Annotated in this window: 18 protein-coding genes; 5 read left to right on the top strand and 13 right to left on the bottom strand. The window is 67.4% G+C overall.

Translation table 11 applies throughout. The annotated features are described in order from the left end of the window. Positions 1–63: 63 nt before the first annotated feature. The 3 genes from ACFFDA_RS13040 to ACFFDA_RS13030 all read right to left on the bottom strand — a co-directional run bounded on the left by ACFFDA_RS13040 (position 64) and on the right by ACFFDA_RS13030 (position 4,160). Positions 64–1,071 carry an alpha-ketoacid dehydrogenase subunit beta gene (locus tag ACFFDA_RS13040; RefSeq protein WP_404480883.1) on the bottom strand — a complete coding sequence of 336 codons (1,008 nt, stop codon included), beginning with the start codon at positions 1,069–1,071 and terminating at the stop codon, positions 64–66. Further along, positions 1,068–2,066, bottom strand: a complete 999-nt coding sequence (locus ACFFDA_RS13035; RefSeq protein WP_404480882.1) for a thiamine pyrophosphate-dependent dehydrogenase E1 component subunit alpha — start codon at positions 2,064–2,066, stop codon at positions 1,068–1,070. Before ACFFDA_RS13035 ends, ACFFDA_RS13040 begins: the two co-directional genes overlap by 4 nt. 402 nt (positions 2,067–2,468) lie before the next feature. Further along, positions 2,469–4,160 carry an FAD-binding protein gene (locus ACFFDA_RS13030; protein ID WP_404480881.1) on the bottom strand — a complete coding sequence of 564 codons (1,692 nt, stop codon included), beginning with the start codon at positions 4,158–4,160 and terminating at the stop codon, positions 2,469–2,471. A 206-nt stretch (positions 4,161–4,366) separates the two neighbouring features. Here ACFFDA_RS13030 and ACFFDA_RS13025 point away from each other — a divergent pair, with 206 nt between their 5' ends. Continuing rightward, complete coding sequence (locus ACFFDA_RS13025; RefSeq protein WP_404480880.1) at positions 4,367–5,185, top strand: enoyl-CoA hydratase/isomerase family protein; 819 nt, start codon at positions 4,367–4,369, stop codon at positions 5,183–5,185. Between the two features lie 32 nt (positions 5,186–5,217). On the opposite strand, the gene ACFFDA_RS13020 is transcribed toward ACFFDA_RS13025, so the two are convergent. The 9 genes from ACFFDA_RS13020 to ACFFDA_RS12980 all read right to left on the bottom strand — a co-directional run bounded on the left by ACFFDA_RS13020 (position 5,218) and on the right by ACFFDA_RS12980 (position 15,494). After that, entirely contained in the window at positions 5,218–5,550 is a 333-nt protein-coding gene (locus ACFFDA_RS13020) for a hypothetical protein (RefSeq protein ID WP_404480879.1), read from the bottom strand. Positions 5,551–5,663: 113 nt separating this feature from the next. Further along, positions 5,664–6,713, bottom strand: coding sequence for a helix-turn-helix transcriptional regulator (locus ACFFDA_RS13015; protein WP_404480878.1), 1,050 nt, complete (start codon positions 6,711–6,713; stop codon positions 5,664–5,666). A 232-nt stretch (positions 6,714–6,945) separates the two neighbouring features. Next, a complete protein-coding gene (locus ACFFDA_RS13010; protein ID WP_404480877.1) occupies positions 6,946–7,923 on the bottom strand; it encodes an NADPH:quinone oxidoreductase family protein in 978 nt (325 codons plus the stop codon). Between the two features lie 123 nt (positions 7,924–8,046). Next, a complete protein-coding gene (locus ACFFDA_RS13005) occupies positions 8,047–8,802 on the bottom strand; it encodes an SDR family NAD(P)-dependent oxidoreductase (RefSeq protein ID WP_404480876.1) in 756 nt (251 codons plus the stop codon). 1 nt (position 8,803) lies between these two features. Continuing rightward, the gene (locus ACFFDA_RS13000; RefSeq protein WP_404480875.1) at positions 8,804–10,108 is read right to left on the bottom strand and encodes an acyl-CoA dehydrogenase family protein; all 1,305 of its coding nucleotides are present in this window, start codon (positions 10,106–10,108) and stop codon (positions 8,804–8,806) included. A gap of 43 nt (positions 10,109–10,151) precedes the next feature. Next, on the bottom strand, positions 10,152–11,219 hold the full coding sequence (locus tag ACFFDA_RS12995; protein ID WP_404480874.1) for a phosphotransferase family protein: 1,068 nt from the start codon (positions 11,217–11,219) through the stop codon (positions 10,152–10,154). Positions 11,220–11,229: 10 nt separating this feature from the next. Beyond that, positions 11,230–11,670, bottom strand: a complete 441-nt coding sequence (locus ACFFDA_RS12990; RefSeq protein WP_404482908.1) for a MarR family winged helix-turn-helix transcriptional regulator — start codon at positions 11,668–11,670, stop codon at positions 11,230–11,232. A gap of 180 nt (positions 11,671–11,850) precedes the next feature. Continuing rightward, positions 11,851–14,388, bottom strand: coding sequence for a penicillin-binding protein 1A (locus ACFFDA_RS12985; protein WP_404480873.1), 2,538 nt, complete (start codon positions 14,386–14,388; stop codon positions 11,851–11,853). A 236-nt stretch (positions 14,389–14,624) separates the two neighbouring features. Further along, positions 14,625–15,494: an N-acetylmuramoyl-L-alanine amidase gene (locus ACFFDA_RS12980; RefSeq protein WP_404480872.1), complete on the bottom strand. Its 870-nt coding sequence runs from the start codon at positions 15,492–15,494 to the stop codon at positions 14,625–14,627. A 710-nt stretch (positions 15,495–16,204) separates the two neighbouring features. Here ACFFDA_RS12980 and ACFFDA_RS12975 point away from each other — a divergent pair. Further along, positions 16,205–19,084, top strand: a complete 2,880-nt coding sequence (locus ACFFDA_RS12975) for an Rne/Rng family ribonuclease (RefSeq protein ID WP_404480871.1) — start codon at positions 16,205–16,207, stop codon at positions 19,082–19,084. Between the two features lie 122 nt (positions 19,085–19,206). On the opposite strand, the gene ACFFDA_RS12970 is transcribed toward ACFFDA_RS12975, so the two are convergent. After that, on the bottom strand, positions 19,207–19,959 hold the full coding sequence (locus ACFFDA_RS12970) for an SDR family NAD(P)-dependent oxidoreductase (protein WP_404480870.1): 753 nt from the start codon (positions 19,957–19,959) through the stop codon (positions 19,207–19,209). Between the two features lie 591 nt (positions 19,960–20,550). Between ACFFDA_RS12970 and ACFFDA_RS12965 the strand changes: the two genes are divergently transcribed. The 3 genes from ACFFDA_RS12965 to zapE are packed head-to-tail and all read left to right on the top strand — an operon-like array spanning position 20,551 to position 22,947. Next, entirely contained in the window at positions 20,551–21,333 is a 783-nt protein-coding gene (locus tag ACFFDA_RS12965; RefSeq protein ID WP_404480869.1) for a succinate dehydrogenase iron-sulfur subunit, read from the top strand. 31 nt (positions 21,334–21,364) lie between these two features. Continuing rightward, complete coding sequence (locus ACFFDA_RS12960; RefSeq protein ID WP_404480868.1) at positions 21,365–21,835, top strand: PaaI family thioesterase; 471 nt, start codon at positions 21,365–21,367, stop codon at positions 21,833–21,835. Continuing rightward, positions 21,832–22,947, top strand: a complete 1,116-nt coding sequence (gene zapE / locus ACFFDA_RS12955) for a cell division protein ZapE (protein WP_404480867.1) — start codon at positions 21,832–21,834, stop codon at positions 22,945–22,947. Before ACFFDA_RS12960 ends, zapE begins: the two co-directional genes overlap by 4 nt. Positions 22,948–23,285: the final 338 nt, after the last annotated feature.

The following is a 23,285-nucleotide window of genomic DNA, read 5'->3' as shown; positions in this document are numbered from 1 at the left end:
CAACGCAAAACCCCTCCCCCGCCAGGCGGGAGAGGGGCATGGCGTCGTCCGGCGGTCAGCCGGTCACGCGTAGGCGCACAAGGCCTTGGCGGCGGCGGCGATGTCGGCCGGCTGCACGAGGAAGGCATCTTCCAGCACTTTGGCGAAAGGCACCGCGCTGTAGGGCGCTCCGAGCCGGCGGACCGGCGCCTTGAGCTTGCGGAACAGCTCTTCCTGGATGGTCGAGGCGATCTCGCCGCCCGGGCCGAAGTGGCGCACCGCCTCGTGGACGACGATGGCACGGCCGGTCTTGTCGACCGAGGCGAGGACCGCGTCCTTGTCCCAGGGCGACACCGTGCGCAAGTCGATCACTTCGGCGGAGATGCCCTGCGCCTGCAGTTCCTCGGCGGCCGCAAGGCAGTTGGCGACCATCCCGGAATACGTGATGAGCGAGATATGCGTGCCCTCGCGGGCGACGCGGGCCTTGCCCAGCGGGATCGGGCCCTGGTCGGGCGCGACTTCCCCGGGGACGAACAGGGTGCGGCTGTTCTCGATGAACAGGACCGGGTCCGGGTCCTGGATCGCGGAGAGCAGCAGGCCCTTGTAGTCCGCCGGAGTGGCAGGTGCGACGACCTTGATGCCGGCGGTGTGGGCGAACCAGCCCTCGTAGTGGTCCGAGTGCTGGCCGGCGGTCTGCCAGCCGGCGCCGGTCAGGGTGCGGATCACCAGCGGGACCTGGCTCTGCCCGCCCGACATGAAGCGCAGCTTGGCGGCGTGATTGACGATCATGTCCATGGCCACGGTGATGAAGTTCATCAGCATGATCTCGGCCACCGGCTTGTAGCCGGCCATCGCCGCGCCGACCGCGGCGCCCATGATCGACTGCTCGGCGATCGGGGTGGAGCGCACCCGCAAGTCGCCGAACTTGCTCGAAAGGCCGCGCGTCGTACCCATGACGCCGCCGCCCTCGCGGTCGGCCACGTCCTCGCCGAAGACGAGGACCTTGGGATCTTCCTCCATGGCCTGGAACAGCGCCGCGGTGATCGCGGCCTGGCCGGTCATCTTGAGCATGTCTACGGTATCGGTGCTCATGCCGGAATCTCCTCGGCAAAGACGTCGCGGCGCAGTTCGTCCACCGACGCGTATCCACTCTCGAAGGCGAAATCGATGGCGTCCTGGACTTCGGCCTCGATCTGCGCCTGCATCTCCTCCAACTGCGCCTCGGTGGCGACGCCGGTGTCGATCAGCAACTGGCGGAACAGGACGAGCGGGTCCTTGGCCAGGGCCTCGGCCTTCTCCTCCTTGGTCATGTAGGCGTCGTTGTCGCCGAAGACGTGCCCCATGAAGCGGAAGGTCTTGCATTCCAGAAGGGTCGGGCCTTCGCCCGCACGGGCCCGCTCGATCGCGGCGTGGGCGTGGGCGTACATGTCGAAGGGATCGTTGCCGTCGACGGTGTAGCCGGGCATTCCGTAGCCGATCGCGCGCTTCGAGATGAAGTCCACCGACGTGCCGTTCTCGTAGCGGGTATGCTCGGCGAAGCCGTTGTTCGAGCACACGAAAATCACCGGCAATTTCCACACCGAGGCGAGGTTGAGCGATTCGTGGAAGGCGCCGATGTTGCTGGCGCCGTCGCCGAAGTAGGCGATCGTCACGCGCTTCGATCCGTCGAGCAGCGAGGCCCAGGCGAAGCCGTTGGCGATCGGCATCGAGGAGCCGACGATGCCCGTCGTCACCATCACGCCGGTTTCGGGGTGGGTGAGGTGCATCGGGCCGCCCTTGCCCTTGCAGGTGCCGTCGACGCGGCCGCAGATCTCGGCCCAGAGCGGGCGCAGCGGCATGCCCTTGGCGACCATGTCGTGGATGCCGCGATAGATCGTGCAGATCACGTCGTCGTCGGTCATCAGGTTCGACAGGGTGGAGGGGATCACTTCCTGCCCGCGCGCCGAATAGTAGGGCGCTGTGATGCGGCCCCGGCGAATCTGGGTGCGGGTGAATTCGTCGTTGCGCTCGATCCGCAGCATCCGGCGGAAGATGTCGAGCTGGGTGGCGGCGTCGGGCGATGCCCTGTTCTCTGGCGTCTGGCTCATGGGTCCTCTCTCGCTCGGCTTGGCCTGCCGGCCGATCGGACGAGGGTCCGGTCGGGCGGGGGCTGAACATCAGTTCAGTACCTGTCGTACCGGCCCGTGCAAGCGCGAGCGAAACGCCTCGGCGGTATCGCATATGTCCCATCGAGCGATGGCATGGGCGCGCCGGGGCAAATGGCGGCAAACCGCCGTTTTCCTACTTGCCCCGGCTTGCGCTACCATCGCGCCATGCCGCAGCCCTGCCCACCGATCATGCCGCACCTCACGCCGGCGCCCCGCGCCGCGCAAGGTGACAGGGCGAGGTGCACGACCAACCTTCCGCGCCAAGGTTGCGCCATTCGCCCCCTGGACCGTGTAAACCGTGTAAACCGTGTAAACCTGGGTACCGTTGCCGCGGCGAGGAGCCTAGCCGAACTGGTTGCCCAGCCCCGCCGCATGCCTGGCGGCGATCCAGCCGAACGTCATCGACGGCCCGACGCTGGCGCCCGCCCCCGGATAGACCCGGCCCATCGGCGACGCGGTTGCGACCCCGCAGGCATAAAGGCCGGGAATGACCGTGCCATCCTCGCGCAGAACCCGCGAATCGCAGTCGCACACCACCCCGCCATAGGTGCCGACGTCGCCCGGCACGATCGGGATCGCGTAGAACGGGCCCTTCTCGATCGTGCCCATGCACTGGTTGGGCCCATCCTTGAAGAACGGGTCGCCCAGCCAGTTGTCGTAGGCGCGCTCGCCGCGTGCGAAATCCTCGTCGCGGCCGCTGCGCACGAAGCCGTTCCAGCGCTCGACGGTGGCCGCGAGCGCTTCGGCGGGGACGTCGATCAGCGCGGCCAGCGCCTCGACGCTTTCGGCGCGGCGCATCCAGCCCGAGGCGAGCCACTTGTCCATGCCCTTCTTCGCCGTGCCTTTGCCGGCGACGGCGTATTCGTCCATGTACTGCTGGTCCATGATCGCCCAGCTCGGGATGGCGGGCACGGTGCGGTTGCGCACCAGCATGTTCTCGCAGAACTCCTCGTAGGAGCCGCCCTCGTTCATGTAGCGCACGCCGCTCTGGTCGACCTGGATGGCGTGGGGCTTGCCGGTGGTGCTCTGGGTCCCGGGCTTGACGTAGTCGGTATCCCAGCCGGGCGCCTCGCTCATCTGGAAGCCGACCATCTGGTCCATCTGCGCCAGTCGGGCGCCCTTGCCGGCGAGTTCGCGGTGCAGGTCGCCGGTGTCGGTCTCGATGCCGTTCGACCACTTCGACTGGGTTCCGGGCATGTACTGGTCGCGCATGGCCTGGTTCATCGCGAAGCCGCCCGCGTTCACCAGGATGCCCAGCTTCGCGCCGATGCGCCACGGCGCGCCGTCGCGCACGGTGACGACGCCCACCGCCCGCCCGCCATCCATGAGGACTTCGGTGACGGGCGAATCGACGCGGATATCGGCCGCCTCCTTGTCCAGCACCGCCTTGAGCATCCGCCCCTGCAGCGCCGCGCCGGCCGTGACCCAGTGCTTGCCGGTCAGCTTCCCCGCCACGAGCTTGAGCGCGATCCGGAAGAACATCCGCTTGATCGCCCAGGAATGCTTCATGAACGGCAGCTTCATGCCGTCGTCGAGGCGGACGGGGACTTCGAGGAAGCCCTGGCGCAGCTTGGGCGCCCATTGCCTGCCGAGCTGGTTGGTGTCGAAGGGGACCGCGGTGACGGTGCGGCTGGTCTTCACGCCGCCGGGCAACTCGTCGTAGTAGTCGGGCCAGAAGGTCGATCCACGCTCCATGGCCACGCCCTGCCCGACGATGAAGTCCAGCATCTTGGGGGCCTCCGCCGCGTAAGTGCGGCGGCGCGCGGGGCTGGTGCCGGGCGAATCCGGGCCATCGGGCACGACCGCGTCGAGGTAGCGGCAGGCCTGCTCCAGGCTGTCCTCGCCGGGGTCCATGAAGCGGTTGTTGGGTATCCACATGACCCCGCCCGACTTGGCCGTCGTGCCGCCCACCCACTGCGCCTTCTCGAGGATGACGACCGACCTGCCGGCCTGCTTCATCAGCAGCGCCGAGGCCATCGAGCCTGCACCGCTGCCCACGACCACCCAGTCGAAAGTCTCGTCGAACTGCGTCATCGTGGCTGCTCCTCTCGTCCGTCAGGCTGCGCTGCTGCGCATGCGTTCAATAGCGTAGAACGAAGTTCTCGACCTTTGGCAACGCGCAACGGCGCGCGCGCCTCAGGTTTCGCCGGAGCGAATGGTTGCGCCCGAACTTGCGTTTTCGCGTGGCCTCGAACGCACCTGTGCCTATGGGTGCGGCAAGAGAGAGGGAGACCCGCCGCATGACCGAGACCGCCCCCGCCCTGCCCGCCCTGCCCGCCCTGGGCACGATCGAGATGGCTCGCGAAGGCCGGTTGCTGCGCATCACGCTGAACCGGCCGGATGCGCTCAACGCGGTCAACCTGGCGCTGCACGACGACCTCGCCGCCGCGCTGTTGTTCGCGCAAGTCGACACCGGCTCGGACGTGATCGTGCTGACCGGGGCCGGCCGCGCCTTCTCGGCCGGCGGCGATCTCGACCACATCGAGAACAATGCCAGGAACCCGCATCTGTTCGACCACGAAACCCGCGTCGCCAAGCGCATCGTCTCGACCCTGCTCGACATCGACAAACCGGTGGTGTGCCGGTTGAACGGACACGCGGTGGGCCTGGGCGCGACGCTGGCGCTGTTGTGCGACGTGATCTTCGCGGCGGAGGGAGCGAAGATCGGCGACCCCCACGTCGGCCTCGGCCTCGTGGCCGGGGACGGCGGCGCGGTAATCTGGGCCCAGCGCATCGGCTTGACGCGCGCCAAGGAATACCTGCTGACCGGCGAACTCCTCACCGCAAGCCAGGCAGCCGAGATCGGCCTGGTCAATCACTGCGTACCGCTGGAGGTCCTGGATGCGGCCGTGGACGCGTTCTGCGGCCGGCTCCTGAACGGCGCCACCTTGGCCATCCGCGCGACCAAGATCCTCACCAACCTCGAACTCAAGCGGCTCGCCACGGCCCTGATGGACGCCGGGATCGCCTACGAAAGCCTCAGCGTGCGCAGCGCGGACCACCTCGAAGGCATCCAGGCCTTGAAGGAAAAGCGCAAGCCGAACTTCACGGGGCGGTAGCGCGTACCGCCCCGCGCAGCCTGCCCGCTACCTCAGCTAGGCACCACCCGCTCGCCGTGTTCGGTGAACAGCGCGGTGTAGCAGGTTCCGAAGTCCTGCGCGTCGTTGGTGGTCAACTCACCGGATTTCGCGGCGGCGCCCATCGCGCCGAGGAACGTCATCGGATCATCCGCCTCGATGTCGTAGATCGCGAGGAATTCGTTCTCGTCGCTGCCCATCAGCCGGGCGGCGAGCTTGTAGCGCTGGGCGCCGGCCATGCCGAACTTGTTGACCAGTTCGGGCAAGTGCGTGGTGTCGTACCACTCGTTGAACTCCGCCTCCCGGCCGGGTAGCGGACGGGTGAGCGCGACGAGTTTCATCTTCATGGGCATCTCTCCTGAGGTCTTGTGCGACGAACATTCGCCGGCCCCCGTGGCGATGCAAGCACGCGCCATCGCGGCCCGGCAAGCATCGCCCCAACGCGCTTTTTGCCCCCTCCCTACTGCAAACGCCCGCCGCCCATGCGCCAGCGTGGCGAGGGAGAGGGAGAGTGCGGGGGAGGCGGAACCGCGATCCGCGCGCCATCGGCACCGCACTCGCCGCGATAGTCGCGAGGGGCGCCGCCGAACGCGCGCTTGAACATGCGGCTGAAGTGCGCCGGGCTCTTGAAGCCCACCCCGTAGGCGATCTCGCTGATCGAGATTTCGCGCGGGTCGGACCTGGACAGCCAGGCCCTGGCCCTGGCGAGCCGCTGCTCCCACATCACCTCGGAAAACGAGGTGTCCCGCAGCCGTAGCAGGAACGAGAGGTAGCGCGGCGAAATGCCGCATCCCCTGGCGACCGTCGCGGTCGACAGCCGCGGGTCCGACAAGTGCACGTCGATGAAGCGCAGCACGTCCTCGAGCCGCCGCTCGGCGATGGACTGCCGGGCCGGCTGTGGGTTCTCGCCGGCGCGGACCGCGTTGCCGATGAGGCCCAGCGCCGTATCGACCAGCAGCCGCGCAGATTCCTCGCCCAGCCCGCAGTCGTCGTGGAGCACGTCAGTCAGGATGGTCTCGGCGATCGCCAGTTCGGGGCGCTCCATCGCCATGAACAGGCCGGCCCCGAAATCCCGTTCGAGGTGGCCGCGCAGGATGTGGGTAGGCACGGTGACGTGCAACGCCTCGTGCCGTCCCTCGGCTCCCTTGCGGCATTCCAGGATGAAGGGCACCGTCGAGCAGGTGACAGCGAAATCCCCGGGCCGAGCCACGCGGTTGCCGCACTGGCTGGAAATCGCCAGTTCGCCGTGCTTCACGAACCACAGGATCGACAGGTCGGTCGCATCCTGGCGGATATGCTGGCGGGAACGGCGGAAGAACAGGTTCGCGCCCGACCGCAGGCGGATGATCGAGATGGCCCCCACCGTCCGGCGCTCGGTGCGCGCGTCGATTGTCGAGCCGTCGTCGGTCCAGACGTCGCCACGGCAGCAGTCCTCGTCGCTGGTGCCGCGGAACATGAGCGGGCCTCCGGGGACATTGCGCGGGTCGAACGCGAACGACGTCTCTGCCATGGCTCTCTCCCGGTGGCGGGATGCAAGGCGCACGATGCACGTCCTTCGCATTCTCGCCCATGACCGCCGCCGACTGATGTCGATCGGTTCGGATTCTTCGCGCGCATCATGCCCGGCGCGGACGACTCCGCAAGGCAGGCAAGCCGATCTTCATCGTGCCGGGCCGACAACATCGCCCCGGCGCTTGGCCCGGTGCCTGGAGGCGGTACCGGACGCCGCGCACAAACGGGCTTCACGCCGTCAGCAGCACGATCCGCCCCGCCGCCTTGCCGGAAAACGCCGCGTTCATCGCCGCCGCATAGTCCGCGATCGGGTAACGCGCGGCGATTGCCGGCGAAAACAGTCCGTCGCCGGCCAGTTCGATGACCTTCCGGCGCATGGCCGCGGCCTCGGCCGGTCGCTTGAGTGCATGGTCGCGCATCTGCACGCCCACGAGGCTGGCGCTCTTGAGCAGCGGCAGGTTGGTCCGCAGCGCCGCGATCCCGGCGGTGAAGCCAATCACCAGATGGCGCCCGTCGTAGCCGAGGCCGCGGAAGGCCGGTTCGGTCGCCTCGCCGCCGACCGGATCGAAGACCACGTCGACCGGCTTGCCGTCATTGGCCGCCACGACCTGTTCGCGCCAGTCGGGCGCGCCGCTCGTCACCACCGCGTCGGCACCGCCTGCCCGGGCTACGGCCTGCTTGTCCGGGGTCGATGCCGACGCGATCACATGCAGGCCCAGGTGCCGGCCGACCTGCACTGCCGCGAAGCCGGTCCCCCCGGCCGCCCCCAGCACCAGCAGCGTCTCGCCGGGCCGGACACGGGCGCGATCCGCCAGCGCATAGTACGCCGTCTGGTAGTTGACCGCGAAGACCGCGGCGGATTCGAAGCTCATCGCCTCGGGGATCTGCGCCAAGCCGGTCGCGCGGAACAGGTTGGACTGCGCGAAAAGGCCGCCCATGCCCCCGCAGAACACGCGGTCGCCCTCGGCCAGGTGGCTGACCCCGGGACCCACCGCCTCCACCACGCCCGCCGCCTCGCTGCCGGGAATGTAGGGCAGCGTCGGCTTGAACTGGTACTGGCCCATGGCGGTCAGCACGTCGACGTAGGACACCCCGGCGGCGCGGATGGCCACCCGCACCTCTCCCTCGCCCGGCGCGCCGGGGTCGAAGTGTTTGAGGGCATAGCTTTCGGGCGGCCCGAACTGGTGGGCCATGACGGCAAGGGTCATGGAAAACTCCTTTCTTCTCCCCCTGCGGTGGAGGGGCACTCCCGCACGACGAAAGCGTTGAAAAGCGTGCGCATGCCCCTCAACCACTCTGCGAGTGGTCCCTCCTCCGCATGCCGGGGAGGACTAATGCTGCCCGCCGTCGCAACGCACGATCGAGCCGGTGACGTTGACCGAAGCCGGGCTGGCCAGGAACAGGGCGGCGGTGACGATCTCCTCCGGATTTGCCGCGTGCCCGCGTGGGATCGCGATCGGCCCTTTTCCCTTGTCGGGCCAGGCCTCGGCTATGTCGGTGCGAAAGGCGCCCGGGGACAGGGTGTTGACCCGGACGTGCGGCGCATATTCCCATGCCAGCGAGCGGCTCATCGCATTGAGTGCCGCCTTCGATGCTCCATAGGTCACCACTTGCGGCAACGGCATCATCGAGCCCGAGGAGGTGACGTTGATGATGCACCCGCCCGGCCCGCCCGCCTCGCCCGTGTCGAACATCTGCTTGGCAACGAGCGAGGAGAGCCGGAACGGGCCCTTGAAGTTCAGGTTCAGCACCGCGTCGAACAGCTTCTCGCTGACCTCGTGGCTGGGCAGGCGCGGGCTCATCCCGGCATTGTTCACAAGGATATCCACAGCCCCGAACGCCGCGTAGGCCTGCTCGACCAGCCGGTCGCACTCGTCCCAGCGGCCGACGTGGGCGGCGATCGCCAGCGCCTTGCGGCCCATGCCGCGCATCTCCTCGCAGACCGCCTCGCAGGCATCGAGCTTGCGGCTGGCGACGATCACGTCGGCCCCGCGCTCGGCGAAGGCGCGGACCATCTGATAGCCGAGCCCGCGCGAGCCGCCGGTGACGAGCACGACCTTGCCGGTGAAGTCGAACAGCGGGTCCATCTCAGGCGGACCGCGCGTCGGGGTAGCGTTCGAGTGCCCTGGCCGTGCGCGTGGGGATATGCTCGGTAGGGAACATGCCCTCGGCCGGCGTGGCGCGCTTGAGGTAGGCCCGCGCCAGTTGCGAGCGGTGCGCGTCGGTCGGCCCGTCGGCAAAGGCGAGCGCCATGTTGCCGCCGTACCATTTGGCCAGCGGCATATCGAGCGAGATGCCCAGCGATCCGTGGATCTCCAGCGCCCGGCCCACCACATTGGCGTAGACCTGCGCCATCGCGACCTTGCACATGCCGATGTGCTTGCGCGCGGCTCCGTGCTTCAGGCGGCCGGCCTCGATCTCGTCGATGAGCCAGGCGGTCTTGAGGACGAGCAGGCGGAACTGTTCCAGTTCGATCACGGAATCGGCGATCTTGGCCTGGACCAGTTGGTGCTCGCCCAGCGGCTTGCCCTTGGTGCGGCGGGAAACCGCGCGCTCCAGCATCATGTCCAGCGCGCGGTTGCACATGCCGACCGTGCGCATGGCATGGTGGATGCGCCCGCCGCCAAGCCGCGCCTGCGCGACCTTGAAGCCCTCGCCCGGATTGCCCAGCATGTGATCGAGCGGCACCCGCACCTTGTTGTAGCGCAAATGCGCGTGGTGGCCGTTCTCGGGGTCGAAGTCCCCGGCGATGGCCACATTGCGCAGGATCTCGATGCCGGGCGTCTCGGCAGGGACCACGAACATGCTCATCCGTTCGGTCAGCGGCGCTTGCGGGTCGGTCACGGCAATGACCAGCAGGAAGCTGGCGAAGCGGGCGTTGGACGAGAACCACTTCTCGCCCTCGATCACCCACTCGTCGCCATCCCGCGTGGCCCGGCAGGTGAAGACCTCCGGGTCGGAACCGCCCTGCGGCTCGGTCATCGAGAAGCACGAGACGATCTCGCCGGCCATCAGCGGTCCGAGGTACTTGCGCTTCTGTTCGGGGGTGCCGAACAGGGCGAGGATTTCGGCATTGCCGGTATCCGGCGCGGCCGTGCCGAAGACGGTCGGCGCCCAGGTGGAGCGGCCGATGATCTCGTTCATCAGCCCGAGCTTGACCTGCCCATAGCCGGGTCCGCCCAGATGCGGGCCGAGATGGCAGGCCCACAGACCTTGCGCTTTCACCTGTTCCTGCAGCGGCCCGAGGTGCCGCCGGGCGGCCGTGTAGCCGGGGTCGAACTGCGCGCCCTGTTCGGGGAACAGCAGGTCCATCGTCTCGCACTCGTCGCGCACGAAGCGCTCCATCCAGTCGAGCCTGGCCTGGAATTCGGGTTCGATTGAGAAATCGATCATTGGTTCTCTCCCATTCCTCCCCCTTCCCCGCTTAGGGAAGGCTTCAGCGTATCCTTGCGACCATCGCAGCCGTGTCGACGAAGCACTGCTCCACGATCCTGGCGAAGAACCGCCCGGTTTCCTTGCTCAGGATTCCCGCCTCGGCCTGCGCCACCTTGTATTCGAGCAGGCATCCCGACTTGAACTTGGCGAGGATCGAGAAGTAGTCGAAATCGCGGATGTCACGGCCGGTGCCGGCGCAGTAGTAGCGCCCCAGTTCCTGCCTCGTCGGGAAGTGGGCGGGATTGTTGAGCGCGGTGGGGAACGCCTTGTCGGGCTCGTCCTCGTCTCGCATGCCGCCGGTGAACCAGCCCATGTCGATCATCGGATCGCCGATGGTGGACAGCTCCCAGTCGATCATCGCCGCGAGCCGCGCGGGCGGGCCGTGGCGGAACATCATGTTGGGCGTGCCGACGTCGCCGTGGATGATCCCGCGCGTCTCGCGGGGCAGGACATTGGCGCGCAGCCATTCCTCGGTCGCGGCATATCCGGGCAGTTCGCGCCCCTCATAGCCGTAGCGCTGCTTGTACGAGGCGAGCTGGCCGGCCCAGCGGTCGACCTGGCGCTCGAGGAACCGGCCAGGCTTGCCGTAGTCGCCCAGCCCGATCGCCTCGTGATCGACGTTGGCCAGCTTGACGAGGCCGTCGACGATGGCGAAGGGGATGCCGTACTCGTAGGGCATCGCGTCGAACGGCGGCTCGTTGCGGATCTTCTCGTCGCGCAAGTTGGGCGCCCAGCCGTCCACCTTGTCCATGACGTAGAACGGCGCGCCGACCACGCCATCGTCGGCGCAGGAGCCGTGGCAGGCCGGATGCGGTACGTCCGTCGCCCCCAGAGCGGTAAGGATGCGCGCCTCGCGCAGGACGCCTTTCTCGGCGCCGGGCGGGGGCACCGCGGGCGGGCGGCGCATCACCATCGCCCCCTCGCCGCGATCGAGCGTCAGCACCACGTTGGACGTACCGCCCGAGAGCACCGCCGTCCGCAATGGCCCGCTGCCCAGGTGCGGCACATGGGCGTCCAGCCATTCGGTCAGCGGTCCGATCGGCGCGAGTGTGTCGAGATCGGCGTCCATCGTCCTCTCCTCAGCGAGCGCGCGCAGCCTGTTTCAGCCGCGCCTCTATCTGTTTCCGGATGTCTTGCAGCGCTGCCGCCGCCGCGCGGATTTCCCCGCCGTCGAGGCCCGGGACCAGTTCTGCGGCGATGGCGTCGGCGCGCATGTCGATCTCGCGCTTGAGAGCGATGCCGGCCGGCGTCGGCCGCAGCAGCGCGGCGCGCTTGTGGTCGGGATTGTCGCAACTTTCGATAAGCCCGGCTTCCCGCAGCGAATTGGCGGCGCGCTGCACCAACTGGCGCGCCTGCCCCATCGACCGGCCGATCTGCGCAACCGTCGGCGCCTGCCCGGCCTCGACCACGGCGTTGAGCACCATGTGCTCGCTGTCGTTGAGCGCGCATCCCGCACGCGCCGTACCGAAGACGCTGCGCAGGCGACTGTTCAGCCGGATGGTCTCGTCGACCAAGGCCACCAGCGGATGCCGCGAACTCGAATGCTTGCGTGTCCATGGCCTCGAGTGGCGCGTTGACACGATCATGTCATTTCTTTGCTGCGCCGGACGGGCAGGCATCGCCGGGGCGACGTGGAGAGGCGTGCTTCGGGCCGGGAATTGCCGAGCGCCCGGGTCAGCGCGAGCCGGCCCCCGGCCCGGTCAATATACGCCGCCCTGCTCTTCCGCGAAATTCCCCAGGTCGCCCGCAGCCCCCGCCGCATCCGCGTTGCGGGCCTCGCGCGCATTGCGGATCTGCGAGACCAGAGCGTCGCGGCGACGAGTGAATTCGTCTTCGGCGGTGTACTGGCGTGGTTCGGTGTCGGGCTTGAAGGCTTCCCAGATCACGGCGGCCTTGGGCTCGTCCCCGGGCTCGACGCCCATGACGCGCTTGCCGGTCACGCGGTCGATGCGGACCATGCGGATGCCGGCCGGCGCGACGAAGGGCTGCATCCCCCAGCGCTTGCGGGTGGCCTCCACGACTTCCTTGAAGATTGGCGCGGCAATGCGGCCACCCTGGGCATAGCCACCCAGCGAACGCGGATTGTCGTACCCCAGATAGACCCCGCCCACGTAGTCCTGGTTGCCCCCCATGAACCACACGTCGGTCGGGCCGTTGGTGGTGCCGGTCTTGCCGAACAGCGGCAGCTTGAGGTCGCGCAGGCGCTCGGCCGTGCCCCGCGTGACCACACCTTCGAGCATGTGGACGACTTGGTAGGCTGTCGCGGCGTCAAGCACCTGCTTGCCCTTGCGCTGGATGCGCGGCATCGGCTTGCCGTCCCACTGGGCCATGTTGCAGGTATCGCAGCGGCTCTTGTCGGCGCGCCAGATCACCTTGCCGTTGCGGTCCTGGACATAGTCGATGACCGAGCCCGAGAACTGCACGCCGTTGTTCGCCAGCGCCGCATAGGCGTTTATCATGCGCGACACGGTCGTCTCGCCGGCGCCCAGTGCGAACGAGAGATAGCTCTGGTAGTCGCCGATGCCCATGTTGTGGAACGTGCGGGTCACGCGCTTCATGCCCACGTCGTTGGCGATGCGCACGGTCATCAGGTTGCGCGACTGCTCGAGGCCCCAACGCATCGTGTGGCTGCCCGAACCGCCCTCGCCGCCGAAGTTGCGGAAGCACTTGTTGCCCAGGTTCGCGCCCTGGAACACGCAGAAGGTGCCGTCGAGCACTTGCGTCGCCGGGGTCATGCCGTTCTGCAGCGCCGTCGCATAGACGAACGGCTTGATCGTCGAACCGGGCTGGCGCTCGGCCTGGACGGCGCGGTTGAAGGAATCGAGGCCGGAATCGAAGCCGCCCTGCATCGCCACCACGCGGCCGCTGCCGGGCTCCTCGATAATCATGCCGCCCGAGACCTCGGGGACCGAGCGCAGCGCCCAGGTGCCGGCGGTGACCGGCGCGGCGGTGACGAGATCGCCGGCCTTGGCGCGCTCGGAAATGCCGGTCAGCGTGGCGATGTTGCCGTCGGAGAAGCCGATGCGACCCGTGCCGTTCGCGGTTCCGGGGGTGTCGAGCACGACCCCGACGCGCCAGTCCTTGTAGTCGACCGTCTTGTTGGCGACGACCAGTTGCGACTGCCAGCTCTCGAGGTCGTTGAGATGCGCGATCGGTCCCACCCAGCCCCGGTTGCCGTGATAGCGCAACAGGCCGGCGCGCAAGGCGTCGCGCACCGCCTTCTGCATCTCGGAGTCGAGCGAGGTGCGGACCCACAGGCCGCCGGCGTAGACGCTGTTCGGGCCGTCTTCCGCCTTTTCGCCGTACTGCCCGATCAGGCGACGGCGCACTTCCTCGATGAAGTAGCCGTTGGCGGAATCGTAGTCGTTGCCACGCTGGGTGACGAGGCCGAGCGGCTCGGCCTTCGCGGCGGCGGCGGCCTGCTCGGTGACCCAGCCGTTCTTGACCATCTGGTCGAGCACCCAGTTGCGGCGCTCGATCGCCCGGTCCTCGTTCTTCTTGCGGCCATAGACTTCGGGCGCGCGCGGCAGGATCGCGAGGAACGCGCTCTGGCTGAGAGTCAGGTCCTCGACGTCGCGGTCGAAATAGGCGCGCGCCGCGGCCTGGACACCGAACGAACGTCGGCCCAGCGGAATCTCGTTGAGGTACAGCTCGAGGATTTGCTGCTTGGTCAGCACGCCTTCGATACGGCGGGCGAGGAGCATTTCCTTGAGCTTGCGGGTGACCGAATATTCGTCGCCGATGAGGATGTTCTTCGCGACCTGCTGGGTGATCGTCGAGCCGCCCTTGGCGCGCACGCCGCTGCCGTACTTCGAGGCGTAATCCACGACCGCACCCGCGAGGCCGCCGATGTCGACGCCGCCATGGGTCCAGAAGGTCTTGTCCTCGGCCGAGAGGAAGGCGTTTATCATCGGCCGGGGAAAGTCGACGAACCGTAGCTGCACCCGCCGCTCGCGAGCGTAGGAATAGACGATCTCGCCGTCCATGCCGCGCACCATGGTCGGCAGCGGCGGCTGGTATTCCAGCAGCTTGTTGGCGTCGGGCATGTCGCGCGTGAGCACGATCCAGAAGCCGATCAGGCCGATCAGCCCGGCCATGCAGAGATAGCCGAAGCGCCGCAGCCACTTGCGTTCGCGCCAGGCCCTGCCGATCGCGGCAATACCGCCGGACGCCTCGCGGCGGATGCGGAAGGTCGCGTCTTCGGGCGGCTGCTCGCCGGGATCATTCGCGTCGGTCATCGGGTGTGCCTCTAGCACGGCGATTTCGCGCAAGGGAACCTTTGGCGGATTGGCTCGTCGCAAAAAATCGCAGGCCCCGTTTGAAAACCCGCGTCGTCCCGGGCTCGCCCCGTGACCGTGGGCAAGGCCGCGCGCGCTTGAGCCTGAGCGCGGCGTCGCAGTGCCCCATCGCGAGCTATCGCCTCAAGAGTACCCCGCGGCCCCGGATCAGATCCGGGACCTTGGGTGTCGCGAGGTCAGCCTCCCAGCTTCCTCGCGAAATAGGCCCGGATCGCCTTGGCGCCGGCCTCCGCCAGCGCCTGCTGTCCGCGCGCCGAGCCGAGCACTTCGGCGTCCTGCGGATTGTTGATGTACCCGGTCTCGAACAGGATCGAGGGAATGTCCGGTGCCTTGAGCACGGCGAGCGCGGCGGTTTCGGGCCGATCGCGGTGCAGGCCCATGCCGCTGTCGCCCAGTTCGCGCAGCAGCAGCCCGGCGGCCTGCGTCGAGCCCGCTTGCGCGCCGCGCTGCGACAGGTCGAGCAGGATCGCCCCGACGTTGGCATTCGTCGTCGACAACGCGACGCCGTTGACGCGGTCCGCCCCGTTTTCGCGCGCCGCGAAACGCGTCGCCGCCTCGCTCGAACCGCTTTCGGAAAGCACGTAGACGCTCGCCCCTCGCGCCGAATTGGCCGGAGCGCTGTCGGCGTGGATCGAGACGAACAAGTCCGCGTTGAGGCGCCGGGCGATGTCGGGACGGTCGGCCAGCGCGATGAAGCGGTCGGTGTCGCGGGTCAGCGCGACGCGCAGGCCGCCGCTCGCCAGGAGCTTGTCGCGCAAGGCCAGAGCAATCCGCAGCGCGATCGCCTTTTCCTTGAGCGCGCCTTGCCCGGCGCCAGGATCGAAGCCGCCATGCCCGGGGTCGATGACCACCAGCGGACGGCTCGCATCGGGCGGTCCGTCCACCCGGGGCAGCCCGACCGGGGCATTGACGCTCGGCAGGTCGAAACGGACCACGTAGTCGTAGGCTCCGGCGCCCGTGGCAATCGTCCCGTTGAGTACGAAGGCCGCAGCCAGCAGCGCCAGCGGCGTCGACAGGACGAGGATCAGCTGCAGGGTGCGCGACATGGCCGGACTGACTAGGTCGACATCACGCGCCCCGCAATCCACCGGCGGGGCCCTTTCCCACCGAATTCTTGCGCCGCGCCCGGTCACCCCCTCCCGCCATAAAGGCGAGCCGTCCAAGGAACTTGCCGTACGTGGCCATGGATGCTACGCCCATGCGACCGGGGCCACCATGCCTTTCGGTCCTCGCATTCCGGAACAACATCACCATATGATGCCGGGCAGGACCGGCAGAGCCATAGCTCCGGCCCAGGGAACCGGAAAATCCTTTCCGGAAAGACCTCACAGGTTGAAGCGAGCCATGAGAAGCCAATTGCTACCCTGCCAGCCGACGCCCGAACGGGCGGTGGCGGTGTGGTCGCAATTTTCCGCGCGTGCCTTCGCGCCGCGCTGTCTCCCGCTCGCAGACACACGCAGCGCTCATGCAGCGATGCCCCCCCGCGCCGCTTTCATAGCGGCAGCGACACCTGCCGCCTTCAGGGCGGCCCCTAAATTCGCCGCGCACGAGGCGCTGGATTGCCTCGGCTCCCTGCCGCTCGCAGAGCAGCAGACGCAAACGCACGAACATGCCCCTGGACTTACGCGCTCCACGATGGGCCCCGCCGCAAACGGCCGGGCCATCGGCGCACGCACGGGCACATCCGAACACAACGAACACATTCGCGTCCCCCAGGCTGATCCGGCCGGGCGAGGACGCGCACGGAGACTATCAAATGGCAACGCGCATGCTTATCGATGCGCGCCACCCGGAAGAAACGCGGGTGGCGGTACTCAAGGGCAATCGGATTGAAGAATTCGATTTCGAATCGACCGAACGCAAGCAGATAAAAGGCAACATCTACCTGGCGAAGGTTACCCGCGTGGAGCCGTCGCTCCAGGCTGCCTTCGTCGACTTCGGCGGCAATCGCCACGGGTTCCTGGCCTTCAGCGAAATCCACCCGGATTACTACCAGATCCCCAAGGAGGACCGCGAGGCCCTGCTGGCCGAGGAAGCCGCCCACGCCGAGGAAGAAGCCGCGCTGCGCGCCAGCGAAGGTGACGACGAGGACGACGACGGCGATTACGGCGACGACGATGGCGGCATCACCGAAGTCGACACGTCCGAAAAGGACCACGTCGCCACGATCGAGGACGGTTCGGTCGAGAACCCGTTCCACGCCGACGACGAAGGCGAGCACGCCGACGAAGAATTCGATTCCGGCAACCGTCGCGGCCGTGGCCGTCGCCGCCAGGGCAAGCCCTCGGGCCGCTCGAAGGAAGCCGACGACCTGCGCGCACGCCGCATGGCCCTGCGCCGTCGCTACAAGATCCAGGACGTCATCCATCGCCGCCAGGTGCTGCTGGTCCAGGTCGTCAAGGAAGAGCGCGGCAACAAGGGCGCGGCGCTGACCACCTACCTCAGCCTCGCCGGCCGCTACTGCGTGCTCATGCCGAACTCGAGCCACGGTGGCGGCATCAGCCGCAAGATCAGCTCGGCCTCGGACCGCAAGCGCCTCAAGTCGATCATCTCGGAGCTGCAGCTTCCGCGTTCGATGGGCTGCATCGTGCGCACCGCCGGCCTCCAGCGCACCAAGACCGAGATCAAGCGCGACTTCGACTACCTCGCCCGCCTGTGGGACGACCTGCGCGAAGTGACGCTGCGCTCGGCCGCGCCGACGCTGATCCACTCGGACAGCGATCTCATCAAGCGCGCGATCCGCGACATCTACAACCGCGACATCGAGGAAGTGGTCGTCGAGGGCGAGGAAGGCTTCCGCGCGGCGAAGGACTTCATGAAGCTCCTGATGCCCAGCCACGCGCCCAAGGTTAAGCCCTATTCCGACCCGGTGCCGCTGTTCCAGCGCTTCGGTGCGGAAGACCAGCTCACCGCGATGTACGACCCGGTCGTGCAGCTTCGTTCGGGCGGCTACATCGTCATCAACCCGACCGAGGCGCTCGTCTCGATCGACATCAACTCGGGCCGCGCCACCAAGGAGCACGGGATCGAGCAGACGGCGGTCGCCACCAACCTCGAAGCCGCTCAGGAAATCGCGCGCCAGTTGCGCCTGCGCGACATGGCGGGCCTGGTCGTGATCGACTTCATCGACATGGAATACGGCTCGAACGTCCGCAAGGTCGAGAAGGCCGTGAAGGACGCGCTCAAGAACGACCGCGCCCGCATCCAGGTCGGCCGCATCTCCAGCTTCGGCCTCATGGAAATGAGCCGCCAGCGCCTGCGCACCGGCGTGCTGGAAGCGACCACGCGTTCGTGCCCGCACTGCGACGGCACCGGCCTGGTCCGCACCGCCAGTTCCGCCGGCCTCTCGGCGCTGCGCCTCATCGAGGACGAAGCGGCCAAGGGCAAGGGCGTGGTGGTCTCGCTGTTCGCCTCGACCGAAGCGGCGATCTACATGCTCAACGCCAAGCGCGCCGACCTGGCCGACATCGAGGATCGTTACGGCGTCACCGTCGAAGTGATCCCCGAGGGCGAGAACGAAGGCGCCAAGATGCGCGTCGTCTCCTCGGGCCCGCGCAACGAGTTCGTCCCCCGCTTCGACCCGATCGCCGAGGAAGTCGAAGACGACTTCATCATCGAGGAAGAGGAAGAAGAGGAAGAGATCGAGCGCGAGGAAGCCGCTGCTCCGCGTGAGCGTGGCGAGCGTCCCGAACGGGCCGAGGGCGACGAAGGCGAAGGTGGCCGTGGCCGCAAGCGCCGCAAGCGCCGTCGTGGCCGCAACCGTGATCGCCGCGACGAGGACGGCAACGAGACCGCCGAGACCGAAGGCGAAGCCGAGGACGAAGCCGAGACCGCACAGGTCGAGGGCGACGAAGCCGAGGACGACGCCGAGATCGCCGGCGAGAGCGAAGGCTACGCCGAGGGCGAGACCGACGCGGAAGGTGGCGATGCCCCCAAGAAGCGCCGCCGTCGTGGCGGTCGTCGCCGGCGCGGTCGTCGCGGTGACGGTGAAACCGGCGGCGAAGGCGAGAACGGCACCGAAAGCGGCGAAGGCTTCGCCGGCGACGACGCCGTCGCGCCCGCACCCGTCGCCGAACCGGTGAGCCAAGCCGAGCCCGAAGCGCCGGCCGAGCCGGTCGCCGAGGAGGCGCCGGCCAAGCCCAAGCGCACTCGCCGCAAGAAGGCCGACGTGGCCGAGGCAGCGGCCGAAGCACCTGCGGAAACGGTTGCCGAGGCCCCGGCCGAGGTCGTTGCCGAGGAAGCGCCGGCCAAGCCCAAGCGCGCGCCTCGTCGCAAGAAGGCCGAAGCCGTCGAGGCGGAAGTCGTGGCTCCCGTCGAAGTGGTGGCACAGGCTCCGGCCGAAGTCGCCGCCGAGGAAGCACCGGCCAAGCCCAAGCGCGCACCGCGTCGCAAGAAGGCAGACGTCGTCGAAGCGGTCGAAGCGCCGGTGGAAGTGGTCGCCGAGGAAGCGCCTGCCAAGCCCAAGCGCGCACCGCGTCGCAAGAAGGCCGAGGCATCCTCGGCTCCGGGTGAAGCGGCCGTCGCGGCCGCCGAACCGGAAGCCGTCGAGCCGGAGGCGGCGACCGACGGCGACGCACAGGCCAACGCCGACGGTTCGCCCCGTCGCGGCTGGTGGCAGCGTACTTTCGGCGCCTGATCGCCCGCTGAAGACAAGGCAGGCGCCGCGCGCGATCTTCGGATCCCGCGCGGCGTTTGTCGTTTGGGGCCGACCTGCCGTGGCCATCGTCGCCCCGGATCGAGCCCGGGACGACGGCCCGTTCAAACCCCCGCCGCCATGCCTCCGGTCACGCGCAGCGTCTCGCCCGTCACGAACCGGGCCTTGCTCGACGCGAGGTAGAGCAGCGCGTCGACGATATCCCCTTCCAGGCCGTCGCCGGCGATCAACTGCATCGCCTGGATACGCTGCCGGGTGGCTTCCGGCAGTTCGGCGCGGATCGTTTCGGTCAGCACTAGACCCGGCGAGATCGCATTGACGCGAATGCCGTCCACTCCCAGTTCGCGCGCGAACGTGATCGTCAGGCCAGCGACCGCGAGCTTGCTGTCGCCATAAGCCGAGCCGCCCATGTGCGCCGCGCTCGACGCGATGTTGACCACCGAGGCGCCGGCCCTGCCCGCCATGTGCGGATGTGCTGCCAGCGTGCAGCAGACCACGCCAAGGACATTGACCTCGAACAGCCGCCGCACTTTGGCGAGGCCCATCTTCAGGATCGGCTGGCCATAGGCGTCGGAATGAAGCCCGGCATTGTTGACCAGCAAATCGATGCCCCCGCGCGCCTCGGCCGCCAGCGCCATGATCGCGTCCATGCGCTCCTCGTCGGTCACGTCGCCGCCCAGGCCCCGGGCCGAACCGCCCTGCCCGCGAATGACGGCCGCCGCCGCTTCGGCCTGTGCCTCGTCGATGTCCACCAGCACGACATGCGCGCCCTCGTTCGCCAGCGCGGTGCCGAACGCCTTGCCGAACCCCCTGCCGCCGCCGGTAATGACCGCTGTGCGGCCGTGCCATTCCGTCATGTCGGTGCTCTCCGTCCCTGTCGTTATTCCTCCCACGACAAGCACCTCGCCGCGGACGCGACAAGCGGCGCCGCTGCTCATCGCTGCTGCGGTTCCGATCTTGCAACCCCTTGCCGCGACGCGTGAACTACGACCTTGCTGCGAACGCGTCGCAACTTCGAACGCAATTTCTCTTCCCGCCGAACCTCGGGGAAAATCCGATTCTCCGGCGCTGCTGCTTGCGAGGGGCACAATTCATGCCGAGGCGCAGACAATCCCCCACAAGATCGGCCGGCCACGATAGCCGCGCGTCCACCGGGAGAAAACGCCGGACGGTCAGATTCATGCGAGGCTCGCCATCGATTATTATTCTTTATAGTCAGTAATTTAAGGAAACCATATTTCCCGCAAATCACGGTAGCCTACATGCAGATCGCCCCTCGCCCCGGCCTATCGGACCTATACGTACCCAGGACGTTTTGCAGCATTCGGTCGCCGCGCGACCACCAACGCTAACCTCGCCATTGTCACCCCTTGCCCTGCGCGGACGAATCGCTAGAGGGAGACATCAGTCGCGGTTCATGCCGCAGTGCAAGATCACGGGGATTCTTCATGGCGACCTTCACCCTCCCGGCCAACAGCAAGATCAAGAAGCAGGGCAAAGTCCACAAGGCCGAGGGCGCCAACAAGGTGAAGAAGTTCACCGTCTATCGCTACGACCCGGATTCGGGCGAGAATCCGCGCTACGACACGTTCGAGATCGACCTCGAGAAGTGCGGGCCGATGGTGCTCGACGCGCTCATCAAGATGAAGAGCGAGGCCGATCCCTCGCTTACCTTCCGGCGCTCGTGCCGCGAAGGCATCTGCGGTTCGTGCGCCATGAACATGAACGGCAAGAACGGCCTCGCCTGCACCACCGCGATCGAGGACCTCAAGGGTGATATCCGCATCACCCCGCTGCCGCACATGGACGTCATCAAGGACCTCGTTCCCGACTTCACGCACTTCTACGCGCAGTACGCCTCGATCCGCCCTTGGCTGCAGACCGTCTCGACCACCCCGTCGGGCAAGGAACGCCTGCAGACCCCGGAACAGCGCGAAAAGCTCGACGGCCTCTACGAGTGCATCCTGTGCGCCTGCTGCTCGACCTCGTGCCCGAGCTACTGGTGGAACTCCGACAAGTTCCTGGGCCCCGCGATCCTGCTCCAGGCCTATCGCTGGCTGGCCGACAGCCGCGACGAGATGACCGGCGAGCGCCTCGACGAGCTGGAAGATCCCTTCCGCCTCTATCGCTGCCACACGATCATGAACTGCGCCAACGTGTGCCCGAAGGGTCTCTCGCCCGCGCGTGCCATCGCCGAAATCAAGAAGATGCAGGCCGAGCGACAGGTCTAAGCCGGGCCAGGACACGGACTCGGGTTGTCCCGTGGCGCAAGGTGCATCCATACACGAGCCGGACCCGGATTATCCGGGCTGGCACACATGGCGCCTGGACGACGGTTCGCGCTTCAACTCGCAAGGCTTGGGCCGCATGATTATCCGCCGCGAGGGGGAGCGCGGCGCACGGATGCGCCTGCTCGAAGCGGAACAGCGCCACAGCAACGTACTCGACAACATCCACGGCGGCGTCACCCTCGCGCTCATCGACGTCGGCATTTTCGCGGGGACCTACCTCGTCATCGGCACCGATGCCGTCGGCTCCGTGACGCTCGACTTGCATAGCCAGTTCATCGGCGCCGGCCGCGTCGGCCAACCGGTCGACGTCGTTGCCGAGGTCATGAAGGAAACCAGGCGCTTGGTGTTCCTTCGCGGCACTGTCGAGCAGGACGACCATCTCGTCGCCAGCTTCGTCGCCACCTTGCGCAAGGCAAGCGCACCCAGGGTATCCCCGCAATGACGGCGATGCTCGAGCGATACGAAACGCTGGTCGCGACCGGCGAACTGCGCTCCGATCCGGAGCAGGCCGCCGCCGCCGAGCGGCTGAACCGGCTTCAGCGCGATCTCTACAAGGCCCAGTCCTCCACGGGCCTGTTCGGCAAGTTGCTGGGCAAGAAGGCGATTCCCCCGCGCGGCGTCTACATGTGGGGCGGCGTGGGGCGCGGCAAGTCGATGCTGATGGACCTCTTCGTCCAGACCCTCGACATGCCGGGCAAGCGGCGCATCCACTTCCACGCCTTCATGCTGGAGGTTCACGCGCTGCTGCGCGACGAGCGCAAGAAGGAACAGGGCGACCCGATTCCCCCCGTGGCCGCCGCGATCGCCCGCAATACTCGCTGCCTCGCGTTCGACGAGATGGTGGTGAACAATTCCGCCGACGCCATGATCATGAGCCGCCTGTTCACGTACCTCATCGTGAACGAGGGCGTGACGATCGTCACGACCTCGAACCGTGCGCCTGCGCATCTCTACAAGGACGGGCTCAACCGCGAGCACTTCCTGCCGTTCATCGCGCTGATCGAGCAGGAACTCGACGTCCTGACGCTCAACGGCCCCACCGACTACCGCATGGAGCGTCTGGGCGGCATGGCGACCTGGCACATGCCGCTGGGTGAGCCCGCCACCGAAGCCACGCGTGAGGCGTTCTACCGCCTCACCGACTATCCGCCGGAAGACAGCGAACACGTCCCCTCCGCCGACATCGACGTGGGCGGCGGGCGGATGCTCCATGTGCCAAAGAACCTCAAGGGGGTCGGCGTGTTCAGTTTCAAGCGACTGTGCGGCGAAGCGCGCGGCGCGGCCGACTATCTCGCAATCTCGCGCATCTATCACACCGTAATTCTGGTTGGTATTCCGAAGATGGGACCGGACCGCCGCAACGAGGCCGCGCGCTTCGTGACGCTGATCGATGCCCTCTACGAAAACAAGGTCAAGCTCATCGCCGCTGCAGATGCCTCGCCCGAGGACCTGTACCAGGCAGGGACCGGCCGCTTCGAATTCGAGCGCACCGTCAGCCGTCTCAACGAGATGCAGAGCGCCGATTATCTCGCACTGGGCCACGGCGAGAGCTGAGACCGGTTAACGAATCCCGAATCGGGATGCGAGTCGCGACGATTCGCGGTTAAGGCCGTCACATTCCCTTAAGCAGTAAGTTAACCTTGCAGCGCACGCGGGGCTGGAAAAGGCCTTGCGATCGGGAAACTGCGTCGAAAGCGATCAAGACCTGTGGACGGCAGGCAAAGAAAAAGCGCTTTTCAAAAGACAGGAGTTCTTCTGAAAAGCGCTTCTTTTTCTAGTAGCGGCCCGTTCGTTTGAAGCGGGCTTCAGTAGAAGGGGTCGTTATTAACGACCGCCGCCCCACCAACCGCCACCCCAGATGTCCTTGTTCATTGTCATTCCCCATGTGAACG

The sequence above is a fragment of the Novosphingobium sp. BL-52-GroH genome, from assembly GCF_044813085.1.
Classification (GTDB): Bacteria; Pseudomonadota; Alphaproteobacteria; order Sphingomonadales; family Sphingomonadaceae; genus Novosphingobium.
Note: the sequence above shows the minus strand (reverse complement) of the source record. Positions and strands in the feature narration are given on the sequence as shown.